Origin of the sequence: Polluticoccus soli, from assembly GCF_029269745.1 — a bacterium.
Taxonomy (GTDB): domain Bacteria; phylum Bacteroidota; class Bacteroidia; order Chitinophagales; family Chitinophagaceae; genus Polluticoccus; species Polluticoccus soli.
The window spans coordinates 1,887,806-1,912,714 of sequence record NZ_JARJHT010000001.1 but is presented as its reverse complement, the minus strand read 5'-3'; the positions used below and the strand labels follow the sequence as shown (position 1 = coordinate 1,912,714).

Sequence of the window (24,909 nt, the reverse complement as noted above, 5' to 3'; positions counted from 1 at the left end):
TGCCCGGAGCTGTTTGTCCACGTACTGACAGGAATCAATAATGTTAAAAACTTACATACTAAACCGTTTCTATAATAAAATGGTGTTGGTTTTGTTACTTTTGGTGCTTTATATACCAATTTCATGCGGCTAGCATTCTGGAACAACAAAAAAACGACCACCACTACCACTACGACCACTGAGGTCAAGAAGAAAAAGAAAAAATCGGTTGCCCGCGAGTGGCTGGATGCAGCTGTCTTCGCCATCGTAGCTGCTACTATCATACGTACTTTCTTTATCGAGGCTTATACCATCCCAACGGGATCGATGGAGGGCAGCCTGTTGATCAACGACTACCTGTTCGTTAGCAAAATGTCTTACGGGCCACGCATACCTATGACGCCACTGGCCGTGCCGCTGGTGCATAACACTATGCCTGTTACCGGTGGCAAGTCATACAGCGAATCCGTACAGTGGAAATACCGCCGCCTGCCGGGCTTCGGCAAGGTAGAGCGCAACGACATCGTGGTATTCAACTACCCTGCCGGTGACACTGTAGCCATGGAAGTGCAGCAGGAAGTGGATTATTACACACTGGTGCGCGCTTATGGCCGCGAGCAGGTGCATGGCATGTACACCATCATGACGCGCCCTGTTGACAAGAAAGAGAACTACATCAAACGTTGCGTGGGTATCCCGGGCGATAAACTGGAAGTGCGCAACGGCGTTGTATATGTAAATGACAAACCCGGTCAGCAATTCCCGCATTCGCAAACATCGTATGTTGTACGCACCAATGGCCAACCAATACCTACCGATATACTGGACGATAACGAGATCGACCAACCGATCGTTGTAGGCAATGGTGTGTTTGTATTTACGCTTGATCCTGCAGAAGTTGCCTTTATCAAGAAACAACCGCAGGTGGCTGCTGTTGAGCCTTACCTGAACAAACCGGGCGAGACATCACCTAATCCGGCTGAGTGGGTATACCCGCACGATACGGCTAACTTCAAATGGAACCGCGATAACTACGGACCGATCACTATCCCGAAAAAGGGTTCGAGCATCATGCTGACGCCACAGAATATCGCGCTGTATCGTCGCATTATTGCCAACTACGAAGGCAACAAGCTCGAAGAGCAAAGCGGCCAGTTTGTTATCAACGGTACACCTACCAATGTGTACACGTTTAAAATGGATTACTACTGGATGATGGGTGACAACCGCCACAACTCGGCCGACTCGCGCTACTGGGGTTTTGTGCCTGAAGACCACGTGGTAGGCAAGGCATGGTTCGTATGGCTGAGCTATGGCCCACACGGCATCCGCTGGAGCCGCCTGTTCCGTGGTGTTACTACTTTAAGCGAATAGTTATGAAACAAGCGATAGGTATTATTTTATCAGCATTAGTACTAGCATCCTGCGGCAATAGTGAAAACACTACAGGGGCAATAACTGAAACTCCCGCGGAAACAATGGTAAGTGCCGGCGAACAAATATTCATCAACAACTGCGCGCAGTGCCATACCGTAAAGGCCGATAAGATCGGTCCGAAGCTGGAAGGTGCGCTGGCCCGCTGGGATAACGATACTACACGTTTCAGAGCTTTTGTGCGCAGCTCCCAGGAGATGATCAACGCCGGCGACCCACGTGCAGTGCAAGTGGCAAAGGAATGGAATTATGCAATGATGACGCCGATGCCGCATCTTACAGATAAAGACATAGACCAAGTACTGGAGTACATCAACTCCGGAGCACAATAAAAAAACAAGGGGCCGCTAAATGCGCCCCTTGTTTTTTAGATAGTGGCCGCCGTTAGGCTTTAGGGTAGTTGAAGAGCGGGGCAATTGTAAAATATGCCAGTGCAGGAAAAAAATGCATTGGTACGATCAGCCCAGGAAACATTTCAGGACTTTCAATATCCAATGGTAAACTCATGCTAATTGGGCCGATTATTGTCGCAAATGAAATAACGGCAACTGCTACGTTATACCATCCTGAAAATCTCAGCTTGTTGGTTTTTAATAAGACAGCATATCCGCCCGCAATTAACATAGTAGCGAACACGCAGCTTCCTGCAATTGAGGGAATATTGACGATCTGGTCGAACGAGACCTCGAGGGTATTCTTGTAAATGGTCAGGTAAATCCCGCCCGCTAGCGCTGCCAATACCCCCGCGATCACGCCATGTGCAAATACCTTTTTCATTACTGCTTAGTTACAGGTACTGAAATTTCGATCTTCAATTCTTTCGCGGCGTGTCCCGCCATTCCTTTTTCAGGTCCCACGTTATAGTCAAGCCTATTAACTACAAAGCTCCCGGCAAAGGTGTTATTGATAAATGTAAAGGGGATCGTAATTTCTTTCTTTACTCCATGCATGTCTAATATTCCTTTTACCTCGTAACCAGCCACAGCTTTAGAAAATTTGTTGGAAGTAAATTTTATCTCAGGATACCTTTCAACGTCGAAGAATGTTTCGCCTTTCGCTTTTTTATTCTTCATGCCGTTACCGGTGTTGATAGAAGAAACATCAACGGCTACATCAAATTTTGAAGCGCTGAGGTTATGTTCATCAAAAACTATATCCCCGCGAAATTTTGTGAATACCCCGGACGGATCTTTACTTGTAAATTTTATGGAATAGCCATCTGCTATTTTCCAGTTGATGGAATTGGCAGTTGTGAAAGCCGACGCAACCAGAATGACGAATGCTGCTGCAATTGATTTTAAATTTTTCATTGATTTGATTGTTTCTGATAATTGACAATTTGTATTGATCAACATTCTATAAATGCTGTCGTTGTTTTTGCCTCCCTTTGGTATGCAGTGACAATGCAAAGGTCAAAAGGACCTAAACAATCTGCATTAATGTAGATTAAGAAACGGCCTATCTTCGTTTGAATTATTCATTACAAATGCCTTCAATTTTTGACAATTTTCCTGAAGGACTATCTGCAGATATGTTGCAGAAGTTAAAGTCAAATGTGACAACAAAACAGGTATCGAAAGGCCAGATATTGCTCCGAAAAGGAGAAAAAGTTGGAAAAGCCTATTTTGTAAGAAGCGGTTGCCTTAGAAGCTATGCAATAGATGAAAAAGGAAAAGAACATGTTTTCATGTTTGCACCCGAAGGCTGGATAATTACCGATATCGGTGCGCATATTCATGATAAGCCCGCAGAGCTGTTTATCGACGCTCTCGAAGATTCCGAGGTGGAGGTTTTCAATAGTGAGCTTTTCTCACAGTTTAATGAACATAATCACAATGCAATAATGAGGCTTCTCAAAAGAAATTATGTGCTTCAGAAGAGAATAATCATGCTAATGAGCGCCACGTTGCAGGAACGCTACCTTGATTTTATTGAAACATATCCAGATATCGTGCAGCGCGTACCGCAAAAAATGATCGCTTCCTATCTTGGTGTCACGCCTGAAGCACTGAGCAAAGTGCGCAGTGAGTTAGCAAAAAAACCATGAGGTGATCCAGTCGCTAATCGCGGTCTTCGACTTACCCCATTTCTCCTAAATTGGCTTAGCCTTGACCTTAGATAAAGAGGAAATAAATGCATATTAAAATCCTCTAAAATAAGTACATATCTAAAACCTTAAACTGTACCTAAACCGCTTGTACTTCCTTATTTTTGGAGCCCTTAGAACTATTTTATGGTAGAGACCCAGACCCAAAAAGCTCCATTGTTTTCAACCGACAAGAAACCGGCGCTTGAAGCCATATCGATGGCGCAGTTCATTGCATTTGCACCTTATGTGTTCCAGGCATCCATCATATTGCGCGATAGTAATATCCTAAACCTGGTAGAACAAAACCGCCAGGGCAGCGCTGTGGCCGATCTTGCCAAACAGGTAAATATGTCTGAGTATGCAGTACGCGTACTATTAGAAGCGGGGCTGGGTATTGGTCTTGTATTCCGTAACGAGGACAAATTTTTCCTCGCAAAGACCGGGCACTTCTTCCTGAACGACCCGATGACGCGTATCAACACAGATTTCATGCGCGATGTGTGTTACGACGGTGCGCAGGATCTTGAAGCGTCTCTTAAAGAAGGAAGACCAGCGGGTCTGCGTCACCTCGGCGATTGGTCAACTATTTACCAGGGCCTCTCGATCATGAAAGATCCAGCTAAAACCAGCTGGTTCGATTTCGATCATTACTATTCAGATAATGCCTTCCCGGTAGCAATGCCGCTGATATTTTCGCAGCCTACTAAAAAGGTGATGGACATCGGTGCGAATACTGGCAAGTTCACGCTGGCCTGCCTGGGTTATGATAGCGATGTGGAAATAGGATTGGTAGATCTGCAGGTGCAGTTGAATGTGGCCAAACAGATAGTTGCCGATGCCGGTTATAGCGACCGCGCTAAATTCTTCGCGGTAGATATGCTGGACGAAAAATCCGATCTCCCCACCGGCTACGATGTGATATGGATGAGTCAGTTCCTGGATTGCTTTGCAGAACACCAGGTAATTTCTATTTTGGGCAAGTGCCACCGCGCACTGGGTCCTGATGGCCGCGTGTTCATCAACGAAACTTTCTGGGACCGCCAGCGTTTCGAAGCATCGGCATTCAGCCTGCAAATGACCTCGCTATACTTTACCACCATGGCAAACGGCAACAGCCAGATGTATGCGTATGAATTGTTCTCAAAACTGATAGACCAGGCAGGTTTTGAAGTTGTGAACATCACAGACAATGTCGGACTGAGCCACACTATCCTCGAGTTAAGAAAAAAATAAACCACACATTATAGTTACTCCGTAACGTATCATTTTTTATGAGTATCAAGAAGCAAGTAGACGTGTTAGTGATCGGCGCGGGCCCTTCGGGCACTATTGCCGCATCTATTATGCACCAGAAGGGACTGGATGTCCAAATAGTAGAAAAGCAATTGTTCCCACGTTTTGTGATCGGAGAAAGCCTGCTGCCGCGCTGCATGGAAGCGCTCGAAGAAGCAAAATTCCTCGACGCGGTGAAAGCAAAAAAGTTTCAGCAAAAAGATGGCGCCAAGTTCGTGATGGGCGACCAGGTCTGCGATTTCAATTTCAATCAGCAGTTTACCCCGGGGTGGAACTGGACATGGCAGGTGCCCCGTTCAGAGTTTGATAAAGTGCTCGCAGATGAATGTGAAAAAATGGGCATTCCATTACATTACGAAACTGAAGTAACCGACATCAAGATATTCGACGATCATTCTATTACTACTGTTGTAAAGGATGGTAAAGAAGAAACGATACAAGCTAAATTCATTGTAGATGGGAGCGGTTATGGCCGCGTGATACCGCGCCTGTTTGGCCTCGACAAACCATCTACACAGTCTCCGCGCAAAACGGTGTTCTGTCACATGACAGACCCCAAACGTAGCGAGGCTGTTGAACCTAACCGCATTACTGTTTTCGTTCACGATCCTAAAACGTGGATATGGGTGATCCCATTCTCTAATGGCAACACATCGGTTGGCTACGTGGGCGATCCTGAATTCTTCGAGAAATTTCCGGGCGATATAAAAGAACAATTCAGGGCGCTGCTCAATGCACAACCTGAACTGGCAGTACGCTTCGATGAATCGGAGATGGTTTGGGGCGAACCAAGATCACTGCAAAGCTGGAGCGCTACTACTTCAACTTTCTACGGTAAAGGCTTTGTGCTTACCGGCAACGTAACAGAATTCCTAGATCCTGTATTCTCTTCGGGTGTTACACTGGCATCAGTGAGCGCGCAACTTGCTGCCAACATGGTAGTACGCCAGTTGAACGGCGAACAACCTGATTGGGAGAATGACTACATGAAGAAGATGATGACAGGTGTAGACGTATTCCGCACCTATGTGAACGGATGGTACGACGGAACACTTTTCAACATATTTTTTGCCGAGAACAGGAACCCTGAGATCATGTCGCAGATATGCTCGGTACTGGCCGGTTATGTATGGGATGAAAGCAATCCATTCGTGAAAAACCACGAGAAAAATATCAGAACACTTTCGCGCTACCTGACAGCTACAAAAACTTCCATGTAATTCCTGTTTGCGCTGAAAAAATCTATAGCATTTGAACCTGGCCATCAGTCACTGGACACACATTAACAATGAGTTAGCACACCGGAACAATGTTCCGGTGCTAACCTTTGATCAGCCATCAGGCCCTGTGGATCCCGCACTGTTCTACCAGCAACAGCAGTATAACTATCTCAAGTTTTTCAAGATGGATATACTCTGTAAATGGGCCTGGCTCGGTGCCGAATTTCTTCTTTCTTCCGAACAAGGTTTCTTGTATGAAGGACTGGATAAAACCAAAGTTGCAGTCGTGCTCATGACGTCGCACGGGTGTTTAGATGTGGATAAAAAATATCTGCAAAGTTTGGCCACTATTCCGAGTCCTGCGTTATTTGTGTACACCTTACCTAACATCATGCTTGGCGAGATTTGCATCAGGCATGGTTTCAAGGGCGAGCAGCTTTGCCTGGTAAGCGATACATTCGACACAGGCGAACTGCAGTTCTGGGTGAACGATCTACTCAATAACAGGGGCATGGATGCATGTCTTTGCGGCTGGGTAGATGCAACAGCAAATGTCAATGATGTTTGCATGTTTTGGATAGAAAAAGGAAAGCAAGGCATTGAGTTTTCTGCAGCTGCAATGCAGGAAATATATAAACGCTAAAACAACAGATTTGGAGCACACAAGACTGCAACTGATCAAACCCTGGCGTTTGAGAGCTGTACGCCAGAAGTTGGACCATGTACGTGAACAGGAAACAGTATTTTTATTGACCGTCCCTGCAAATTGCCCCCAGGCAGATGAAGAACCTGCCCCAAGAGGAACCGCAGACGGACGATCAGACAACCGAAAAAAAGCACCGGTTTCAGATGTTATCTTCGCATCTAAAACCACCACGTACATTCGATGAGAGCAAAAGCCTATGTTGTTGGTACCGGTATCATCACTGCTATCGGTAATGATACTGAGTCGTGTAAAGCGTCGCTGGTAGAAGGACGCAGCAACATCGGCAAACCGGAATTCCTTCAAACACACTGGCGCGACGAGATACCCGTCGCAGAGGTAAAACTTTCCAATAAAGAACTTGCCGCACTTACAGGAGCTGGCGAGCAATGGCCACGTACAGCATTGCTGAGCGCCGTTGCTGTAAAAGAAGCCTGGGCTCCGTTCAAAGACAAGGTGCAGGGGTTGCGTGTAGGATTCTTCTCTGCCAATACCGTTGGCGGTATGGACCTGACCGAGAATTATTATGGCCAGTTTCAGAAAGACCGAAACGATGTTGATTTCTCTAAGCTGGAGAATCATGAATGTGGCGCGGTAACAGAGATCGTAGCTGCGCTTTTTGGCTTCAATGATTTCATGACCACCGTGAGCACTGCGTGTTCTTCATCAGCCAACAGCATCATGATGGCCGCGCAAATGATTCAGAACGGTATGATAGATGTTGCCGTAGCCGGTGGTGCCGACAGCCTTTCACGCTTTACACTGAATGGTTTTAATACGCTGATGATACTAGACAGGCAACCCTGCCAGCCATTTGACAATAACAGGCGCGGTCTGAACCTTGGCGAAGGCGCAGCCTACATCGTGATGATGAGTGAAAAGGCCATGAAGCAATGTGGTGCTACGGCAGTGTGCACGGTCAGCGGTTACGCAAACAATAATGATGCTTACCACCAGACGGCCTCTTCGCCTGAAGGTACCGGCAACAAGCTGGCGATGCAGAATGCGATGAAAACCGCAGGCATCTCGCCAAAGGACATAGACTACATCAACCTGCACGGCACAGGCACTGCTAATAACGACAGCTCTGAAGGAAAGGCAATAGAAGCCGTGTTTGATGGATACCTGCCAAAGGCATCATCGACCAAAGCGTATACCGGGCATACACTCGGAGCCGCGGGCGCCGTTGAAGCGGTATTTAGTTACATCGCTATTCGCGATGGCATCATATACCCCAACCTGCGTTGGCAAACACAAATGGAAGACATCGGCTGGAAGCCTGTAACTGAACTACAGACCGGACAGGATATAAATCACGTGCTGTCTAATTCTTTTGGGTTTGGCGGCAATTGTTCATCTCTCGTTTTTTCAAAAAGCTAGCATGGATCTGTATCTGAAAGGCACGGGTATTATCAGCGCAGCAGGCAACAACAGGACTGAAGGTTTTCCTAATGCTGTACGCAACGAGGAGACGGATAAGATACTGGCCATAGAACCTGACTATACAGGCGAAATACCGCCTATGCAACTGCGCAGGATGGGCAAAGCAGTACGTATGGGAATTGCCGCGGCCAAGGAGTGTATGAAACAAAGCGGTATCGAACGCCCTGATGCTATCTCAGTGGGAACGGCTATGGGTTGCCTCGAGGATACCGACAACTTTTTGCGAAAGATGGTCTCGCAGGGCGAACAAATGCTTACGCCTACCGCCTTTATACAATCTACACACAATACTGTTGCAGGCACGATAGCCATGCTTACAGGATGCAATGGTCATAACCTTACTTATGTACAACGCGGTCATTCGTTCGAGCATGCGATGATCAATGCGCAGTTGTACCTGGGGGAACACCCCGGCGAAAAAATGCTGGTAGGCGGCATCGACGAACTCACTGACACCAGCCAGGCCGTATTGCAACATGCGAAAGTATACCGGGTAGAAAATTCTAACCCATCCGAATTACTTGCAAGTGCTGAAACCGGCAGCATAGCCGGCGAAGGCGTAGCGTTTTTTACCGTAACCGATACAAGACCGCAAGGCCTTAACCTGCACGTCAAAGACATTTCGGCTTTTGTCACCAAAGACATAACCGTTGCGTTGAATAAGGTAAATGAGTTCATATCCCGCAATAGCATAAAACTGGAAGACATCGACCTCGTAATGCTGGGCATAAGCGGCGATGAGCGAACATCCCTTTTTTACAAAAAGCTGCAACAATCCACTTTTGCCAAAAACAGCCAGGCAGCATTCAAACATTTGTCAGGCGAATATGGCACCGCGAGTGCGTTAGGCCTCGGTATGATCATGCACGCAGCAGACCAAAATCATCTTCCTGAATCAATGGTGCTAAACCATGCGCCTAAGAAGCTGGAGAACATTTTGCTGATCAACAATTACGTACACTATTACAGTTTTTGGCACATTTCGGTGCTGAGGTAAGAAAGCTGGCATCCTTTTTTTGCTGTCCTGATTTTAGATTACGCTAATCAGCTGATATGCAAGCACATATTTATGAGTCGGGTATCATAGGCAACTGTGCCTACCTGGCGCATGTTTCCAAGGACACCAACATCTCGTGGCTTTGCTGGCCTAAGTTTGACAGCAGTTTCATCTTTGGTGGGCTGCTGGATAAGGAGAAAGGCGGTGAATTTTCAATACTCCCTGAAGGTGAATTTTCTTCCACACAACGCTATATCGAAAACACCAATGTACTGACCACCGAGGTAGAATGCGCTGACGGCACATACAGGATCACCGATTTTGCACCGAGGTTCCAGTTATATGAACGTTACTTCCGTCCGCTAATGGTGATACGCAAGGTAGAACCCGTAGTAGGCTACCCGAGGATCAAGATGGTTTGCAGGCCGGTAGGCGAATATGGTGAACGGAGGGTAGACGCAACACAGGGCAGCAATCATATAGAGTTTACGGGTTTGGAGCGCCCCTTGAGACTAACCTCGAATGTATCGCTCAACAACATCATGAACGGCCAGTATTTCGTGCTGAATGAGCCTAAATACCTCGTGCTGACTTATGGCCTGCCTCTCGAGGCACCACTGATCACTACCTGCGAAGATTTCCTGATGCGCACCGTATCGTACTGGAGACACTGGATAAAGAATACCGGTATTGGCAACATGTACCAGCAACAGGTGATACGTTCGTCGCTGGCACTGAAAATACACCAGTACGAAGACACTGGTGCCATCATAGCCGCCAGCACCACCAGCCTGCCCGAGTTTGACGGCAGCGGACGTACATGGGATTACCGCTACTGCTGGCTGCGTGATGCTTATTACATTTTGAACGCCTTCAACAATATCGGTCACTTCGAAGAAGCTGAACAATACTTCCAGTTTATAGCAAACGTCGCGGTGAAAGAAGATGGTAGGTATAACCCGTTGTATAAGATCACCGGTACGGCAGACTTTGTAGAGGTTATTGTAGACCTTGACGGTTACAAAGGCAACAAACCAGTGCGCGTGGGCAACCAAGCAGTGGAGCATATACAGAACGATACGTACGGACAAGTATTGCTTTCATTGCTCCCGCTATACACTGACCGTCGCTTTATCTTCGAAGAGCGTCATGATTCATCCAAATGGATCAGCGATATACTGGAGAAGATAGAGCATACAATAGATGAGCCTGATGCAGGCATCTGGGAGTTCAGGCATTTTACGCAGGAGCACTGTTATACTAACCTGTTCCAGTGGGCGGGTTGCATGGCAGCTATGAAAATGGCTCGACACATAGGCGATGAACATTTGCTTAACCGTGCACACGACCTGCGCGAAAAAGCCAAAGACAAGATAGAAGCTTGCTACGACCCTGAACGCAAGGTGTATACACAAGCAATAGGCACCAAAAACCTGGATGCGAGTACGCTGCAGCTGATCATGATGCACTACCTCGATCCGCATTCGGAACGTGCGCGCGACCACCTTGCTGCCGTAGAAGCAGAGCTGAAAGCAGACCACGGACTGTTTTACCGATACCTACACAAAGACGATTTCGGCAAGCCGCAAACTACTTTCCTGATCACTGCGTTCTGGTATGTTGAGGCGTTGGCTTGCGTTGGCCGTGTTAAGGAAGCCATCGAGCATTTCAACAGCCTGATGAAATTCACCAACCACCTTGGACTGCTTAGTGAAGATGTTGATGCAACGGATGGCAGCCAGTGGGGCAATTTTCCGCAGGCATATAGCCACGTGGGTTTGATGAACGCTGCTTATCGTATTGCCAAGAAACTCGACAGACCGGGATTTCTATAAAGAGAATTATTCTGAAAATATAAAGGCGCCGCAATTGCAGCGCCTTTCATTTTTATCTGTCATCTACGTCAACTCGCTTCTTTAAGTATGCCGGCATCCCGGCGTAGCTGGTCGCCTATGTTTTCGGCCATATACAGTTCATGCAGCAGTGCGCGCACTTCGGCGTACGAACTCATAAAATAAGTAGCTGCCGAAACATTATTCCCTACTTTGATCGTGATCGCGTCATCGGGCATAGCCTTGAAGGTATCTTCATCGGTATAGTCATCGCCTATTGCCATCACAAAATCGTAATCGTCTTTTTCCAGCCAGCGTTTGGCAGCCTTGCCTTTGTTTACGGTGATACTTTTTATCTCTATTACTTTATCGCCTTGCAGCAATTGCAGACCCTGGTCGGATACAAAGTGTTTGATATCCGCCATCAGCTCGTGCGCACGCAGCGAGCCAAGGCCTTCTTCCACCTTACGGTAGTGCCATGCCAGCGAAAAGCTTTTTTCTTCAATGAATGCACCAGGAGTACGACGAGCGTACATATCCATTACACGGTGTATCTCATGTCGCCATTCGTTATTCAGATCGCGACGGCTACGCCATTCTTTACCATGATCTCGGTACCAGGCACCGTGTTCAGCTATCATATCCAATGGCAGATGCCCCAGCCATGCCTGCAGCGTGTTGTAATCGCGGCCGCTGGTAATAACCACAGTATTGTGCGGATCTTCGCTCAACTTCTTCAGAATGCTCAGCAAATCTTTATCAGGTATCGCGGCGTCTACCTGGTTATGGAAAGGCACCAGCGTACCATCATAATCCAGGAAGATGAGTCGCTTCTGGCCGTAATAGTAGCGTATGCCTATCTTTTGCTGTATAGAGGTATTGATGCGGCGAGTGTACATAGCCTGTTGCTGCGCCTTCACTTCCGCCAGCTTATCCATAAAGTTGTTCACCCAGTTGAAGATGTCGAAACGGGCAACGGTTTGCTGCATGGCAGCCATACGGCGTTTCTGTTCGTCTTCAGGCATATTGAGTGCGCTGTATATTTTATCAGAAAACTCCCAGATGTCATTCGGATTCACGAGAACAGCGTCAGACAGCTCTCGCGATGCGCCGGCCGTTTCGCTCAGCACCAGTACTCCTTTCTGGTCTATCTTGCTGGCGATGTATTCTTTACTCACCAGGTTCATCCCATCGCGCATGGGTGTTACCAATGCAACGTCTGCAGCTTTATATAGCGCGGAGAGCAGGTGTATTGGGAATGAACGATAGAAGTGCTGTATCGGTTGCCAGCCCAGTGTGCTGAAGCGGCCATTTATCTCACTCACCATCCTGTTCATTTCTTCTTTCAGCTCTTTGTACTGAGGCACATTGTCGCGTGATGGTACAACGAGTTGTATCATAGTTACTTTACCTCGTAACTCAGGATGCTTTTGCAGGAACAGTTCATAAGCACGCAGGCGGTGAATAATACCCTTGCTGTAATCCAGCCTATCTATCGAGATCACCAGCTTGTTATGATTGATGAGCTGTTTGAGTTTGCGCTCGTTGCGTCTTGTTATATTATCTTCCGCTATCTGGCGGTATTTCTTATAATCGATACTTATCGGGAACGCATCCACTGCCACTTTACGGTTACCGATGGTCAGCTCGTTGGCCATACCATCTATATTAAGGATGCGCGTGGTGGCACTCAGAAAGTGGCGGACATCGTCGTAGGTATGGAAACCCAGTACGTCGGCGCCGAGAACACCTTGCAGCAATTCTTTGCGCCAGGGTAGTATCCTGAAGATCTCGTAAGACGGGAACGGAATGTGTTGAAAGAACCCGATACTTACTTCAGGCAGCACGTCGCGCACCATTTGCGGCACCAACATCAACTGGTAGTCGTGTATCCATATTACATCGTCTTTCGATGCAACTTTTAATATTGCATCGGCAAACTTTTGGTTGACTGCTTTATAGCTTTCCCAGTATTGGGGATTGTACGTTGTATAAGTGGGGAAATAATGGAACAGCGGCCAGATGGTCTCGTTCGAGAAACCTTCGTAGAACTCATTGATCTCCTGCTGCGTCAAAAAGATCGGCAGCAGGTTTTTTTGCTGCAGGTCTTCTTCAACCTTGGTTTTGACCCGGTCTTCCACTATCGCGCCGGGCCATCCTATCCATAAGTTATTGTTTTGTTTATATATACTGGCTAACCCGGTAGCCAGTCCGCCTTCGCTGGTGTGATAGGTCATCTCGCCGTCCTGCTCCTTGATCTTCACAGGCAAGCGATTAGACACAATAATTACCCTCTTATTTATTTCCATAGCAGATCAACACATTGGACAGTATACCCTAAAAAGAGTATGCCATCCGAAGAGCTCAAACGTGCTGATTCTTAATAAATTTAGGATAATGTGCAAAGCTGTTATGGCTTAACCATACAGCTCCAGGTGAATGGCCTTTTTATCGTAGCCAAGGTCCAGGATGCGATGCTTCGCTTCGTCGATCATATTGCGCCAGCCGCACAACATAAAATCTGCGTCAGGCTTTTTTTCGCAGAGCGCTTCATACACTGAATGAACATACCCTCTCAGGCCATCCCACTCTTCCCTGGATAATGTTGGATAATAAGTGAATGACGGAAGCAGCTTTTCAAATCCATGCATTTCGTCGGCATACAACAAGTCCTTCTGCGTGCGCGTGCCAAAAATGAGGTGCAGTTTTGAATATGTCAGCTTGTTTTCATGAATATAGTGCAGCATGCTGCGGAAAGGCGCAATGCCGGTTCCGGTGCAGATCATGAACAGCTCTTTCTCAATGGGCTCCGGTAAAACAAACACACCATGAGGACCACGCAGCGTCAGCTCCGTCCCCACCTTAACCTGCTCAAAAAAATAAGTGCTGCCTGAACCGCCATCTACCAGTACGATCACCAGCTCAATGACATTGCCACCATCGGGTGCTGAAGCAATGCTGTAGCTGCGCCAACGTTTGTTACGCTGCTCGTGTATAGGCAGGTCAATTGTAACGAACTGGCCGGGCTTAAAATCAAAGCGTTGTGTTCCCGGCAACTCGATCCAGTAACGCCTGGTGTTATACGTTGCATCTTCTATGCTACGAACAATTCCTTTTTGCCATTCGGGGATCATGCAATAAAGTTACACAAATACCAATGCGGGACGCAGTATTCTGCCACTTGATTTGCCAAAGCGCACATAATCAAACATTATAGGCAATAAAAAAGCCGCCCGAAGGCGGCTTCTATACATTGACACATTATTACGATTTCTTCGCTGCAGCATCTATTTGCTTTACCAGCTCATTTTTGGGATCGATGGCAAGGATCAGGTCACGATATTTTTTCATCGCATCCTTATCGTTCTTGTTGTAAGACAGCAGGAACAGGTATTGATATGCTTGCATCAGGTCAGCTTTCTTGTCATAAGTCGGGCCAACTTTATCCAACCATTTTGTGTAGAAAGCTTCGGCTTTACCTTCCTTAGCTTCGTTATCGATAGCTGCTGCTACACGACCGCGCCAGTAAGTAGCTGATGGTTGATCAGGGAATTTTGTTTCCATTGTCTCAAACATCTTACCTGCATCAGCGTAGTTATTGTCGTAGTAGTACATGGCACCTGCCCAGAAGTAGTCTGTAGCATTGGCCTCAGGAAGCGCAATAACCTTTGTATACCATTCAGCCGATTTCTTCCAGTTCTTGCCAACACGGAAAGCTTCAGCGATCTCACGATACGTACCGATCTTAGCAGCACCAGTTGTATCCAAAGCCAGCGCTTTGTTGAAGTATACTTCTGCTGAGTCGGGCTGGTTTGTGGTCAGGAACATCCTACCAAAGGTGATGTAATCTGAAGCAGGTACTTTTTTGTCGTACTTCTCGATATACACGCGGGTATTCTTAATAGCATTTACTTTAGAAAGAGAGTCTTTCATGTTGTACTGGGCAAAGCCGAGCAGACCATAAACACGTGGTGTGTTCATACCGGCATTGATGATCTCCTGCGCCATTTGCGCCGCCCTGTCGTAGTTTTTAGACAGGAACAGGATGTCAGCATAACTTGCTTTATCTGCCAGTGTTTTATCAGAACGCTCGTAGTATTTCTCTACGTTCTGCAGTGCCAGGTCATATTTACCTGAAGCTGCATAAGCCTGTGCGAGGTCGCGGTAAGGTAGCGGGTTTTCAGGATCAGCATCGCTAGCCTTTTTCCATGTGCCCAGTGCGAGATCGTAGTTGCGGGCATCGTACCACAGCTTACCCTGGCGAGAAAATGCCAGTGAGTTCTTAGCATCTTTTTCAGAAGCTTTTTCGTAGCTGGTTTGTGCCTGGCCACCGCCACCTGGTATTTCCTGGTAAGCATCACCCATAGCGATCAGCAGTTCAGAAGTTGCGTTGTTGCCATTACGGGCCAACACTTCTTTGTACCAATCTATCGCCAGTTGTTTATTGCTGTTAGGAGAGTTGGTGATCGCATCTGCTGCAAATTTCAACTGTTCCCATTCTTTCTTTTTTGCTTTCGCAGCAAGGCCCTGTGCTATCTGGGTACCTTCTGATGTTTTACCTTTTGCAAAGTTTACCATCGCAGTACCTGCAATATTTGCGTAGTTCTCCGGATATTTAGAGAAGATCGTAGCTGCGTTGTCAACATTACCACTCTTCAATTCGGAAAGGCCCAGGTAGTAGTTGGCCACCGGGTCAGTTGCCGCAAGAGTTGTAAGTTGTTTCTTTGCACTTTCATAGCGCTCGTAGTGGTACATCTTGATCCCTTCCTGTAACGACTGCGCACTCACTGAAACGGTGAACGCTACTGCAGCCATCATTAAGACCTGTTTTTTCATTGTTGTAATCATACTTTTAATCGGTAATGCAATATGTATACTATAGATAGTTAATTATTGTTAAGGTTTAACGATTTACCTCTGCCTCTCTCAATACTATGTTGCTACGCAGCGGGAATAATCTTGCTTGTTTAAATATCAGTTGTCCTCTTTCTTTTGAAAGGAAGTTGGCAAAACCGGTTCCAAGACCGGGGTATGTTTCGCGGTTAATGTAGTACAGGCTGCGCGTCATCGGGTATGATCCCTGCGCTATGTAAGCCTGGTAGGGTTTGAAGGCTTCGCGTAGCGAGTCGTGCCATATCGACGCGATCTTTACGTTGTTGATGAATGCCAGACCCTCGGGGTCTGAAAAATCACTTACATAACTCACGCCAATGAAACCGATCGCATCCGGGTTCTTTGCCACATAAGCTATCACTTCTTCGTTACTTTTAGCAGCAAACACACCGGAACCCAGTTTCTCGCCTGGTATCAGTGAGTCCATCATATACCTTACAGTGCTGGAGCCCTGGTGATCGAACACTACGGTGTATTTCTTCGAGTAAACACCGGTGAGTATACCGCGTATGGCACTTACGTCAAGCATCGTGTCCACCACGTCTTTATTTAGTATCACGGCAACGGCATCTTTAGCAACGGGCAGCGCAGTAGCCACTACTTTATTTGCCTCGAGTACCTCGCGCTCATTTTTCGAAAGATCTCTTGTTACCAATATCAGCCTCGCCTTACCATCCATGAAGTCTTTGATACATTCAGACTCGGGCTTGTAATGCGCTGTGATATGTCCATCAGGAAAACTGCTGTCGAAAACCTTGAGGTGTTCTTCAATGATGGGCTTATATGTTTCGTCAACTGATATCTCTATGTTACCGGTTGTCAGCGTATCAGTAGGTTTATTCTTTTCATTATCGGTGCAAGCAGATAAATGAAGAGCGAGAACTACGGGTAATATCTTATAAAGCCTTCCCATCGGGGCTGCAATTTTACTCATTATTTTCAATAACGAATGGTGAAATTTTCTATTGTAACATTAAATTAACAGCACGTCATTTTACTGTCAATTCTCACTCTTCTTATTGCTGAGGCTGGGAAAGTCCCGGTTCATATCGCGCTTCGGCAGATGACGCATATCCATCACGCCACGCCATATCCTGAAGACGCCATAAACCAGCATCAGCGCACCGAGGCTATAGGCAAGTGCGGAGGGCAACTCCATAGCACCAAAGTGTTTGACATACAATACCAACGCACCGGCCACAATGTAAAATACACCCATACCAATGTGCAACGAGGCCCTAAATTGCTGCATGCTCCGGCTGGAGCTGTTTCTTTCTTCGGAATTCATTAAGCTGTTATTAGCGGTTGCAAACTTAGCAGATTAAGTATAAAAAACTCTGCGTTAAAACATTAGACGCAGATTAAAGAAGATTGCACAAAAACAAAAGAGACCGCAAAAAATGCAGTCTCTTTTAAATTCGCTGAAAAAAGGATTATTTCTTTTTACTAGCGGCTGCCTTTCTAGGCGCAGCATTCTTTTTAGGAGCTGCCTTTTTAACGGCCGCTTTTTTTACAGCCTTTTTAACGACTGCTTTTTTTACAGCCTTTTTAGCGGCTGCTTTTTTCACAGCCTTTTTAACGACTGCTTTTTTCACTGCTTTTTTCGCAGCCTTTTTAACGACTGCTTTTTTTACAGCCTTTTTAACGGCTGCTTTTTTCACAGCCTTTTTAACGACTGCTTTTTTTACCGCTCCCGCGGCTTTTTTTGCTGTTGCCATACATTGTGAATTTAAGGGTTGAACAAAAACCTTATGGCAAAATCGCAGAAGGGGTTAGGCTTCGGCGATTGCTGATACTTCTTTTACTGATACTAATGTCTTAGTACGTGTTTTGCGGAACTCAACGATACCATCAGTCAATGCAAAGATCGTGAAATCTTTACCCAGACCTACGTTGTTACCTGGATGGTACACAGTGCCACGCTGACGTACGATGATGTTGCCTGAAATAGCAGGCTGGCCACCGTAGATCTTAACACCAAGACGCTTACTTTGCGAGTCCCGGCCGTTCTTTACACTACCTTCACCTTTTTTATGTGCCATTGTCTATTATACTATTTACGAATTTACAAAAAATAAATTAAGCAATATCATTTATTTTGATCTTGGTCAGATACTGGCGGTGGCCATTCGATTTCTGATAGCCCTTGCGGCGTTTCTTCTTGAAAACGATAACCTTATCGCCCTTCAGGTGATCAATGATCTCAGCCTGAACCTTTGCTGAACCAGCAAATTTGATATTACCCTCATTACCGGTCATCAGTACATCTGAAAACTCGATCTTATCGCCTGCATTTCCCTCGAGGCGATGAACAAACAATTCGTCGTTTTTACGAACCTTGAATTGTTGACCTGCTATACTTACTATCGCAAACATGACGCTCCTAAAATAATTTGGCGCAAAGTTAAGGTAGTTTTTTCTATTTCAGCAAATAAAAATGGCAAATTTATAAAATTTGATACTCCATACCAGTAACTCAGCTGTATAAACCGTGCCAGTCCTGCTTTTTGCTAAAATATAGCTCACCAACTGTCGGTTATTATTATCCTTTTATTTATCTGTACAAAGGTATCAATTAATTATACCTTTACTGCCCCGCAATAAGAGCGAATGAAGATCAAATCTTTTCTTGCCAAGCCATACGCTGCTATCGTTTCCAGCAGAATAAAAAAGAATATGGCAACCGCCGTGCAGGACCAGCAGGCAATATTGCAACAGCTGCTAAAAACAGGCTCCGCAACCACATTCGGTAAAGATCATAAGTTAGACCAGGTCAAAGACCACACCGCCTATACACAGGCCGTGCCCATCCGCGATTATGAAGCGTTCCGTCCCTATATCGACCAGATAAAGGATGGTAACCAGAATGTGTTGTGGAAAGGCAAGCCTATGTACTTTGCCAAAACGTCGGGCACTACCAGCGGGGCAAAGTATATACCTATTACAAAAGATTCGATCCCTAACCATATCAACACCGCACGCGATGCATTATTATGTTATATGTCCGAAAGCGGCAATTCTGCTTTCGCCAGTGGCAAGATGATCTTCCTGTCGGGCTCGCCAGTGCTGGAGCGTGTAGGTGGCATTCCAACCGGGCGTCTTAGCGGCATTGTCAATCATTTTGTGCCTGGTTATCTGCGGGGCAACCAGTTGCCTTCGTACGAGACCAATTGCATTGAGGACTGGGAAACCAAGCTGGGTAAGATCGTAGAAGAGACTATTAATAAAGACATGTCGCTCATCAGCGGCATACCACCATGGGTGCAGATGTATTTCGACTGGTTGCAGCAACGCAGCGGTGAAAAGATCAAAAACCTGTTCCCCAACCTGCAGGTGATCGTACACGGTGGCGTGAACTTCGAACCGTATAAATCGAAGCTGTTCGAAACCATCGGCGGCCATATAGATACAGTAGAAACTTTCCCCGCATCAGAAGGCTTCTTTGCCTTCCAGGATACATTAGATAAAGAAGGATTGTTGCTCAACACCAACTCAGGCATCTTCTTCGAGTTCATTCCGGCAGGTGAAATATTTAACGAGAATCCTACCCGCCTATCGCTGGCAGATGTAAAGGTGGGCGAGAATTATGCGCTCATCATCAACAGCAATGCCGGACTCTGGGGTTACAACATTGGCGATACCGTTCGCTTCGTAAGCACAGACCCTTACCGCATCGTGGTAACGGGCCGCATCAAGCATTTCATCTCCGCCTTTGGCGAACACGTTATTGGCGAAGAAGTGGAGCATGCTATGCTGCAGGCATCCAAACAACACCATGCACACATCATCGAGTTCACGGTAGCGCCACAGATACAAACCCGGGGAGAATTGCCTTACCACGAATGGTTTGTTTCATTTGAGCATACACCAGCCGACCTGGATGCATTTGCTAAAACAATTGACGACAGCCTGCGCAAAAAGAATATTTACTACAACGACCTGATCACTGGCGGCATTTTACAACCGCTCAAGATCACGCCACTCAGTAAAAATGCTTTTATCGAGTATATGCGCTCTATCGGCAAACTTGGTGGACAGAATAAAGTGCCGCGCCTCAGCAACGACCGTAAGCTTGCTGAAGCACTGCAACAATGGAAACAACATTAGTTGGCCTTGCGTGGCACCAACAAAGCCTGGTATTGTGTTGGCTGTTCTATAAGTGCAATTGCCTTTTTCAGGTCGTCGTCTGATCTAAGGCTATGCTCTATGCGTCCCCTCAGGAAGTAGTATCTTGATATGATCTCGTTCTCTAGGAAGCGGGATATTTCATCCTGGTGCTTCATCAGATCCTGCTTTTTATCGTGGGTCAATTTGTTTTGCACCGCTGCATATTCCGGTTTCATTGCCTCGAAATATTTTTCGCGCACCGCTACTTCTTTCAGCGAGTCGAGTGCTATTTCGGTTTCTGATTTGTAAGAATAGTCCTTATTACCCAGCCATTTTGCAAACTCATTGAAGTCGTCTTTCGACAGAGCGAACGCACCCGCAGGGGCGATCGTTTTATGCGTAGTGGCATACTGTGTTGCATAGTCAAACATGTAGTTCTTCGTATACAGCGCAATAGCCAGTTTACTGTAAGGTTCGTCCTCTACATTCACATCGGGCTCCACACCGCCGCCGCTCAATACTTTCCTACCGCTTTTGGTCCTGAATTCTTTTTTCAACGAATCGGGTATCTTGCCAACACTACCGTCAGGGTTGCGCGAGGCATAATCTACCGCTTGTATACAACGACCGCTCGGCGTGTAATATTTCGCTGTGGTCAGTTTGAGACGGGCATTGTAGCCGAGTGGTCTAGTTACTTGTACCAGTCCTTTACCATAAGAACGCTCCCCAATCACAACACCACGATCAAGATCTTGTGTAGTGCCCGCAACAATTTCAGATGCCGACGCAGACGAACTATTCACCAGTACAGTCAGTGGTATTTTGGTATCCCATGGCGCACCCATCGTGTTAAAATCTTTGTCCCACTCAGGCATTTTGCCTTTGGTGCTCACTACCAACTGTCCCCTGTCTACAAACAGGTTACAGATGCTTACAGCTTCATCCAGCAGGCCGCCGGGGTTATTGCGCAGATCCATTACCACACCTTTCAGGTTAGGTTGTGCTTTTTTCAGGCTGTCCAGCGCGCTGCGTACCAGCCTGCTGCAGCCGGGAGTGAACTGGGTCAGCCTCACGTATGCAATATTATTAGCGGGACCAACCAGTCCGGCAAAAGGCACGCTCGAAACTTCAATTTCGCCCCGAGTAACGATCTTTACTGATTCCTGCCCGGTATAAGCGTCTTTGACTTTCAGGCTTACTTGAGTACCAGGGCTACCTTTCAGCAATACGCTGATATCGTCCGTGTTTTTGCCTTTAATTACGTGGCTATCGATCATTAACAGTTGATCGCCAGGGTGTACACCAGCTTTCTGGGCCGGGCCGGCTTCATGCACATCACCCACAATGATCGCATCATCTTTTTTCCTCATAGTAGCGCCAATACCGCCGTATTTGCCGGTTGTCTGGAACTCATATTCTTCAATATCTGATTCTGTAATATAATTGGTATACGGGTCAAGGTCCTCCAGCATCGCATCAATGCCGGTTTTTACCAATTTTCCAGGTTCAATAGGATCTACGTAAAACGTATTCAGTTCTTTAAATATGGTGGTAAAAATGTCGAGGTTTTTAGATATTTCGAAGTACGAATCTGTTGTTTTGGCCTGCAAAAACAACATAATAACTACCGCTGATACAACACCTATAGAAAAACCCTTAACCCTTTTCAGCCCAGCCTTGATATTATCAAATTTCATATTCTATTAAAAACGCTTATATGCAGCAATGTACGAAATAAACGTACTTCACCCCTGTCACGGTATTGCCAATAATAATTTTAACAAGTCATAATTTTTCCAACCATTTGGATGACAATTAATATTTTGTTATTTTGCACACGAGAAATATTGTAACATGAAGAAATTTTTACTTGTTGGATTAAGTTTGTTCACTATAGCTGCGTCAGAAAGCAGCTTTGCTCAGGCAACTTTCAGTTTTCCTAAGGATACCGTGAAGTACGCCGTTCAAGGGTATGGCACTGAAGATGTACACAACGATATTAAGAATGAAACTACAGGCCAGCTTAGCCTTACCTGGAAAATAATTTCGGAAAGCCTTCCAACTTCGTGGGAGACCGGTTTCGGGCTTTGCGATAATGTATTGTGCTATGGCACCAACATTCTAAACGGCACAACTCAAACGAGCTCTCCGATACCAGCAAGTGGAACCATGCCATTTAAAATGTCTATGGACTTTACTTCTGTCGTTCAAGGAAGCTACGATTTCTCGGTTAGTGTGTCAGATGGCACTTACACAGACACAATGACTTTTGTTGTTGAGAAGTTCCCTACGTCGGTTAATTCTGTAAACAGGACTACGGATGGTATAAGTGTTTACCCTAACCCTGCACGCGACGAACTGAACGTTAAGTTTAACGCTAATACCGGGATTAATTACATCACGTTATACAATATGATCGGCAAAGCGCTGACTGTTTACAAAGTTTCTGCCTCTAACAGTGCAAAACTTGATATCCAGAACGTGCCTGCTGGCATTTACTTTATCCGTCTTACGGATGCACAGGGTCGAGTAGTTGGAACCCGCAAATTCACTCGTCAATAAGTGACTGAATAATATTGAAAAGGCCGGCTTTCGTCGGCCTTTTTTGTTTGTGTTAAATTACGCCAGCTGATTACAGGACGCTGACAATTCTATTCCATCTATTTCGTAAATTTATAATGAACCAAACCGCGTCAACCATGCTCCACAGATTATACCTATTGGTAGCTATGATGCTATCGTGCATTGCGGCTATGGCCGGCGGTGTATATAATAATTGGGACGAAGCCCTGGCCGACAGGAGCCAGGTAAGAGCGATCAAAATTCGTTTTAGCAGCACCGACAGTATTCCTGATATATTAGATAAATTCCCTCGTCTTGAGGAACTTGTTTTGAGCAACAATAATATTCGTTCTTTACCACCTTCGTTATACAAGTGCAAAAACCTCAAGAAACTCATTCTTCTCCGCAACAAGCTTGAGTCGGTGCCCGATGATATTGGCAAACTGGAAAAGCTGGAAGAACTCTCACTGAGCTATAACAAACTGACCACGCTTCCTGAAGCTATAGGCAACTTGCAAAACCTGCGCGAATTCAGCGCCTCAGGTAATCATTTAGTCAGCGTTCCGACCGCTATTGGCAGGCTCTCAAAATTGGAGATACTACGTCTTTCGTTCAACGATCTGACCATTCTGCCCGACGACATCACACAGCTGGCAAAACTAGAAACGTTGGATATAGGTAGCAACATGATCGAAACCCTGCCCCACAATTTTGGCAAACTGCGTTCACTCCGTTTCCTTTATATTGGTCGCAATAGAATAAATGAAATACCGGAATCAATAGCCGGATGCACGCGGTTGCAGGAACTGGACGCTGCCTATTGCGGTGTTCTTCGCCTTACTAATGGCCTTTCAGATATTCGTCCGTTGGAAAACGTGTATATCGACAGCCGCACTGTACCATTCTATCAAAACCCAAGAAATGCTTTCAGACAAAAGATCACCGTAGTTGACGGTAGCTCTAATGTCTACAGACCTTCTCAATAGGCAAGAAGTACTTACTGACCATAAAAAAGGCCGGCAAATTGCCGGCCTTTTGATTTCTATAAGTTGCTATTAAGGGAATTTAACGCCAGGGAATTTGTTTGCATCCACCGATGATATTTTCGCGCCGTAGAAAAGGTTTATCTCCCGGATGATCGCGTTTGCCACCAGCGCATAACCACGGGCTGAAGGATGAATACCATCTAATGAGAAGAATGAACCGTTAATAAAGTTTGCGTTATAGCTGATGCCATTGAACGCAACACCCGATTGTATCGTTTTGAAATAACCGAACATATCGACAGTAGCGATGTTCTTTGCCTTATTCACAGTATTAATGATGACATTGAAATCATCTGTCGCTTTTTGGGCGGCAGCGATCTCAGCAAGCGTCAGCACATAGTTCCCGGGTATTGGCTTTTTAGTACCCCAGCCTGCACATTTTACTGAATCCATCGGCAGCGAGAGCAACACCATTTCACCCTCTACCAATAAACGAAGATCAGCACCATCCTGTATCACCGGATAGTTAGCGCCTTCATTAAAACGTACAAACGTCATTGTATTCGTTGCGTTCAGATCATCTGCCTGCCTGCGGGTCAGGTTAACAAATTTACCAGGTATCGTAGTAAAGAATGGCATAGAGGTGATATCAGGAATATTCATTGCAACACCTTTTGCACCTTTTTTAACCAGGTTGGTTACAACGCTGTCGTAAGCAGCGGCAAATTCGGTAACTCCTGACAACTGTATAGCTGATTCTTTACCACCACCGGTTGCATAGCCCAGCACATCTTCGCTACCTATCCACAAAGAGAAGAAGGTAGAATTAACGCGCGTTACTTCATCTATCGGGCGGGCGCCAAGGTTGGCAAAAAACCTGCGTGCGAAACGATTGCCCGATGGTTCAGATGCATAACCGGATTTGATATAATCGACGGCTCGTATGCCGGGGATCCCTGTGTTATTATATGGACCACCTATTGCTACGCTGTTAGAGCTGTTGGAAGAATCAAGCGCACCTGTGTAACGAACTGCAGTTATGCTCGTATTGGTATCACAAGGGCCACGTCTTGCGGCAAGTACCAATTTAGGATTAGGGTAACCGTTGTCTCCAGGCAGCAGCGGTTGCTTGAATTCTCCTCCACCTACCAGGCCAAATTGCTCAGCCAGCATATTGGGGAAAGAAAAATTTTGCCCAGTCTTGGTAAGCGTTCCATCAGAAAATCCCGCAGTAAATGAACTACCAACCGCAAGATATCGCGACAGCTGCAGCTGGCCGGCCTCTGGTTTCTCAGGTTCCAGTTTTGGTTTACATGCAGCCAGGCCGCTTACCGCCAAACAAAAGATATATAGCTTTTTCATTGTCTTGTT

Annotated in this window: 24 protein-coding genes; 12 read left to right on the top strand and 12 right to left on the bottom strand. The window is 46.1% G+C overall.

The annotated features are described in order from the left end of the window. The first annotated feature begins 123 nt into the window (after nt 1–123). The gene (lepB, locus tag P2W83_RS08365; protein WP_276133264.1) at nt 124–1,353 is read left to right on the top strand and encodes a signal peptidase I; all 1,230 of its coding nucleotides are present in this window, start codon (nt 124–126) and stop codon (nt 1,351–1,353) included. A gap of 2 nt (nt 1,354–1,355) precedes the next feature. Then, complete coding sequence (locus P2W83_RS08360; RefSeq protein WP_276133263.1) at nt 1,356–1,745, top strand: c-type cytochrome; 390 nt, start codon at nt 1,356–1,358, stop codon at nt 1,743–1,745. A 52-nt stretch (nt 1,746–1,797) separates the two neighbouring features. On the opposite strand, the gene P2W83_RS08355 is transcribed toward P2W83_RS08360, so the two are convergent. Continuing rightward, nucleotides 1,798–2,190, bottom strand: coding sequence for a hypothetical protein (locus P2W83_RS08355; RefSeq protein WP_276133262.1), 393 nt, complete (start codon nt 2,188–2,190; stop codon nt 1,798–1,800). Continuing rightward, the gene (locus P2W83_RS08350) at nt 2,190–2,768 is read right to left on the bottom strand and encodes a YceI family protein (RefSeq protein ID WP_276133261.1); all 579 of its coding nucleotides are present in this window, start codon (nt 2,766–2,768) and stop codon (nt 2,190–2,192) included. The genes P2W83_RS08355 and P2W83_RS08350 overlap by 1 nt, the downstream gene beginning before the upstream one ends. A gap of 131 nt (nt 2,769–2,899) precedes the next feature. On the opposite strand from P2W83_RS08350, the gene P2W83_RS08345 reads away from it, so the two are divergent. From P2W83_RS08345 to P2W83_RS08315, 7 genes are all read left to right on the top strand, one after another. Beyond that, nucleotides 2,900–3,460, top strand: coding sequence for a Crp/Fnr family transcriptional regulator (locus tag P2W83_RS08345; protein ID WP_276133260.1), 561 nt, complete (start codon nt 2,900–2,902; stop codon nt 3,458–3,460). Between the two features lie 186 nt (nt 3,461–3,646). Then, on the top strand, nt 3,647–4,735 hold the full coding sequence (locus P2W83_RS08340) for an SAM-dependent methyltransferase (RefSeq protein ID WP_276133259.1): 1,089 nt from the start codon (nt 3,647–3,649) through the stop codon (nt 4,733–4,735). A gap of 38 nt (nt 4,736–4,773) precedes the next feature. Beyond that, nucleotides 4,774–6,015 (top strand): NAD(P)/FAD-dependent oxidoreductase, encoded by a 1,242-nt coding sequence (locus P2W83_RS08335; protein ID WP_276133258.1) that lies wholly within the window; start codon nt 4,774–4,776, stop codon nt 6,013–6,015. A 31-nt stretch (nt 6,016–6,046) separates the two neighbouring features. Next, complete coding sequence (locus tag P2W83_RS08330; RefSeq protein ID WP_276133257.1) at nt 6,047–6,658, top strand: hypothetical protein; 612 nt, start codon at nt 6,047–6,049, stop codon at nt 6,656–6,658. Between the two features lie 243 nt (nt 6,659–6,901). Then, nucleotides 6,902–8,098 (top strand): beta-ketoacyl-[acyl-carrier-protein] synthase family protein, encoded by a 1,197-nt coding sequence (locus P2W83_RS08325; RefSeq protein WP_276133256.1) that lies wholly within the window; start codon nt 6,902–6,904, stop codon nt 8,096–8,098. Nucleotide 8,099: 1 nt separating this feature from the next. Then, on the top strand, nt 8,100–9,158 hold the full coding sequence (locus P2W83_RS08320; protein WP_276133255.1) for a beta-ketoacyl synthase chain length factor: 1,059 nt from the start codon (nt 8,100–8,102) through the stop codon (nt 9,156–9,158). A gap of 56 nt (nt 9,159–9,214) precedes the next feature. After that, entirely contained in the window at nt 9,215–10,993 is a 1,779-nt protein-coding gene (locus P2W83_RS08315) for a glycoside hydrolase family 15 protein (protein ID WP_276133254.1), read from the top strand. 68 nt (nt 10,994–11,061) lie between these two features. On the opposite strand, the gene P2W83_RS08310 is transcribed toward P2W83_RS08315, so the two are convergent. The 8 genes from P2W83_RS08310 to rplU all read right to left on the bottom strand — a co-directional run bounded on the left by P2W83_RS08310 (nt 11,062) and on the right by rplU (nt 18,259). Then, the gene (locus tag P2W83_RS08310; RefSeq protein ID WP_276133253.1) at nt 11,062–13,299 is read right to left on the bottom strand and encodes a bifunctional alpha,alpha-trehalose-phosphate synthase (UDP-forming)/trehalose-phosphatase; all 2,238 of its coding nucleotides are present in this window, start codon (nt 13,297–13,299) and stop codon (nt 11,062–11,064) included. A gap of 108 nt (nt 13,300–13,407) precedes the next feature. Further along, complete coding sequence (locus P2W83_RS08305) at nt 13,408–14,124, bottom strand: ferredoxin--NADP reductase (RefSeq protein ID WP_276133252.1); 717 nt, start codon at nt 14,122–14,124, stop codon at nt 13,408–13,410. Nucleotides 14,125–14,254: 130 nt separating this feature from the next. Further along, complete coding sequence (locus P2W83_RS08300; RefSeq protein ID WP_276133251.1) at nt 14,255–15,826, bottom strand: tetratricopeptide repeat protein; 1,572 nt, start codon at nt 15,824–15,826, stop codon at nt 14,255–14,257. Nucleotides 15,827–15,893: 67 nt separating this feature from the next. Then, nucleotides 15,894–16,796, bottom strand: coding sequence for a PstS family phosphate ABC transporter substrate-binding protein (locus tag P2W83_RS08295; RefSeq protein WP_276133250.1), 903 nt, complete (start codon nt 16,794–16,796; stop codon nt 15,894–15,896). A gap of 87 nt (nt 16,797–16,883) precedes the next feature. Next, nucleotides 16,884–17,135, bottom strand: coding sequence for a hypothetical protein (locus P2W83_RS08290; protein ID WP_276133249.1), 252 nt, complete (start codon nt 17,133–17,135; stop codon nt 16,884–16,886). Between the two features lie 181 nt (nt 17,136–17,316). After that, a complete protein-coding gene (locus P2W83_RS08285) occupies nt 17,317–17,601 on the bottom strand; it encodes a hypothetical protein (RefSeq protein WP_276133248.1) in 285 nt (94 codons plus the stop codon). 54 nt (nt 17,602–17,655) lie between these two features. Beyond that, on the bottom strand, nt 17,656–17,925 hold the full coding sequence (rpmA, locus tag P2W83_RS08280) for a 50S ribosomal protein L27 (RefSeq protein ID WP_276133247.1): 270 nt from the start codon (nt 17,923–17,925) through the stop codon (nt 17,656–17,658). Between the two features lie 37 nt (nt 17,926–17,962). Beyond that, entirely contained in the window at nt 17,963–18,259 is a 297-nt protein-coding gene (rplU, locus tag P2W83_RS08275; protein WP_276133246.1) for a 50S ribosomal protein L21, read from the bottom strand. A gap of 234 nt (nt 18,260–18,493) precedes the next feature. Between rplU and P2W83_RS08270 the strand changes: the two genes are divergently transcribed. Continuing rightward, nucleotides 18,494–19,990 (top strand): GH3 auxin-responsive promoter family protein, encoded by a 1,497-nt coding sequence (locus P2W83_RS08270; RefSeq protein WP_276133245.1) that lies wholly within the window; start codon nt 18,494–18,496, stop codon nt 19,988–19,990. Here P2W83_RS08270 and P2W83_RS08265 read toward each other — a convergent pair. Then, nucleotides 19,987–21,687 carry a S41 family peptidase gene (locus P2W83_RS08265; protein ID WP_276133244.1) on the bottom strand — a complete coding sequence of 567 codons (1,701 nt, stop codon included), beginning with the start codon at nt 21,685–21,687 and terminating at the stop codon, nt 19,987–19,989. The two genes, P2W83_RS08270 and P2W83_RS08265, sit on opposite strands and share 4 nt — an antisense overlap. A 157-nt stretch (nt 21,688–21,844) precedes the next feature. Here P2W83_RS08265 and P2W83_RS08260 point away from each other — a divergent pair, with 157 nt between their 5' ends. After that, nucleotides 21,845–22,552, top strand: a complete 708-nt coding sequence (locus P2W83_RS08260; RefSeq protein ID WP_276133243.1) for a T9SS type A sorting domain-containing protein — start codon at nt 21,845–21,847, stop codon at nt 22,550–22,552. A gap of 137 nt (nt 22,553–22,689) precedes the next feature. Beyond that, nucleotides 22,690–23,538, top strand: coding sequence for a leucine-rich repeat domain-containing protein (locus tag P2W83_RS08255; RefSeq protein ID WP_276133242.1), 849 nt, complete (start codon nt 22,690–22,692; stop codon nt 23,536–23,538). 69 nt (nt 23,539–23,607) lie between these two features. On the opposite strand, the gene P2W83_RS08250 is transcribed toward P2W83_RS08255, so the two are convergent. Then, nucleotides 23,608–24,900, bottom strand: coding sequence for an SGNH/GDSL hydrolase family protein (locus P2W83_RS08250; protein ID WP_276133241.1), 1,293 nt, complete (start codon nt 24,898–24,900; stop codon nt 23,608–23,610). Nucleotides 24,901–24,909 lie beyond the last annotated feature (9 nt).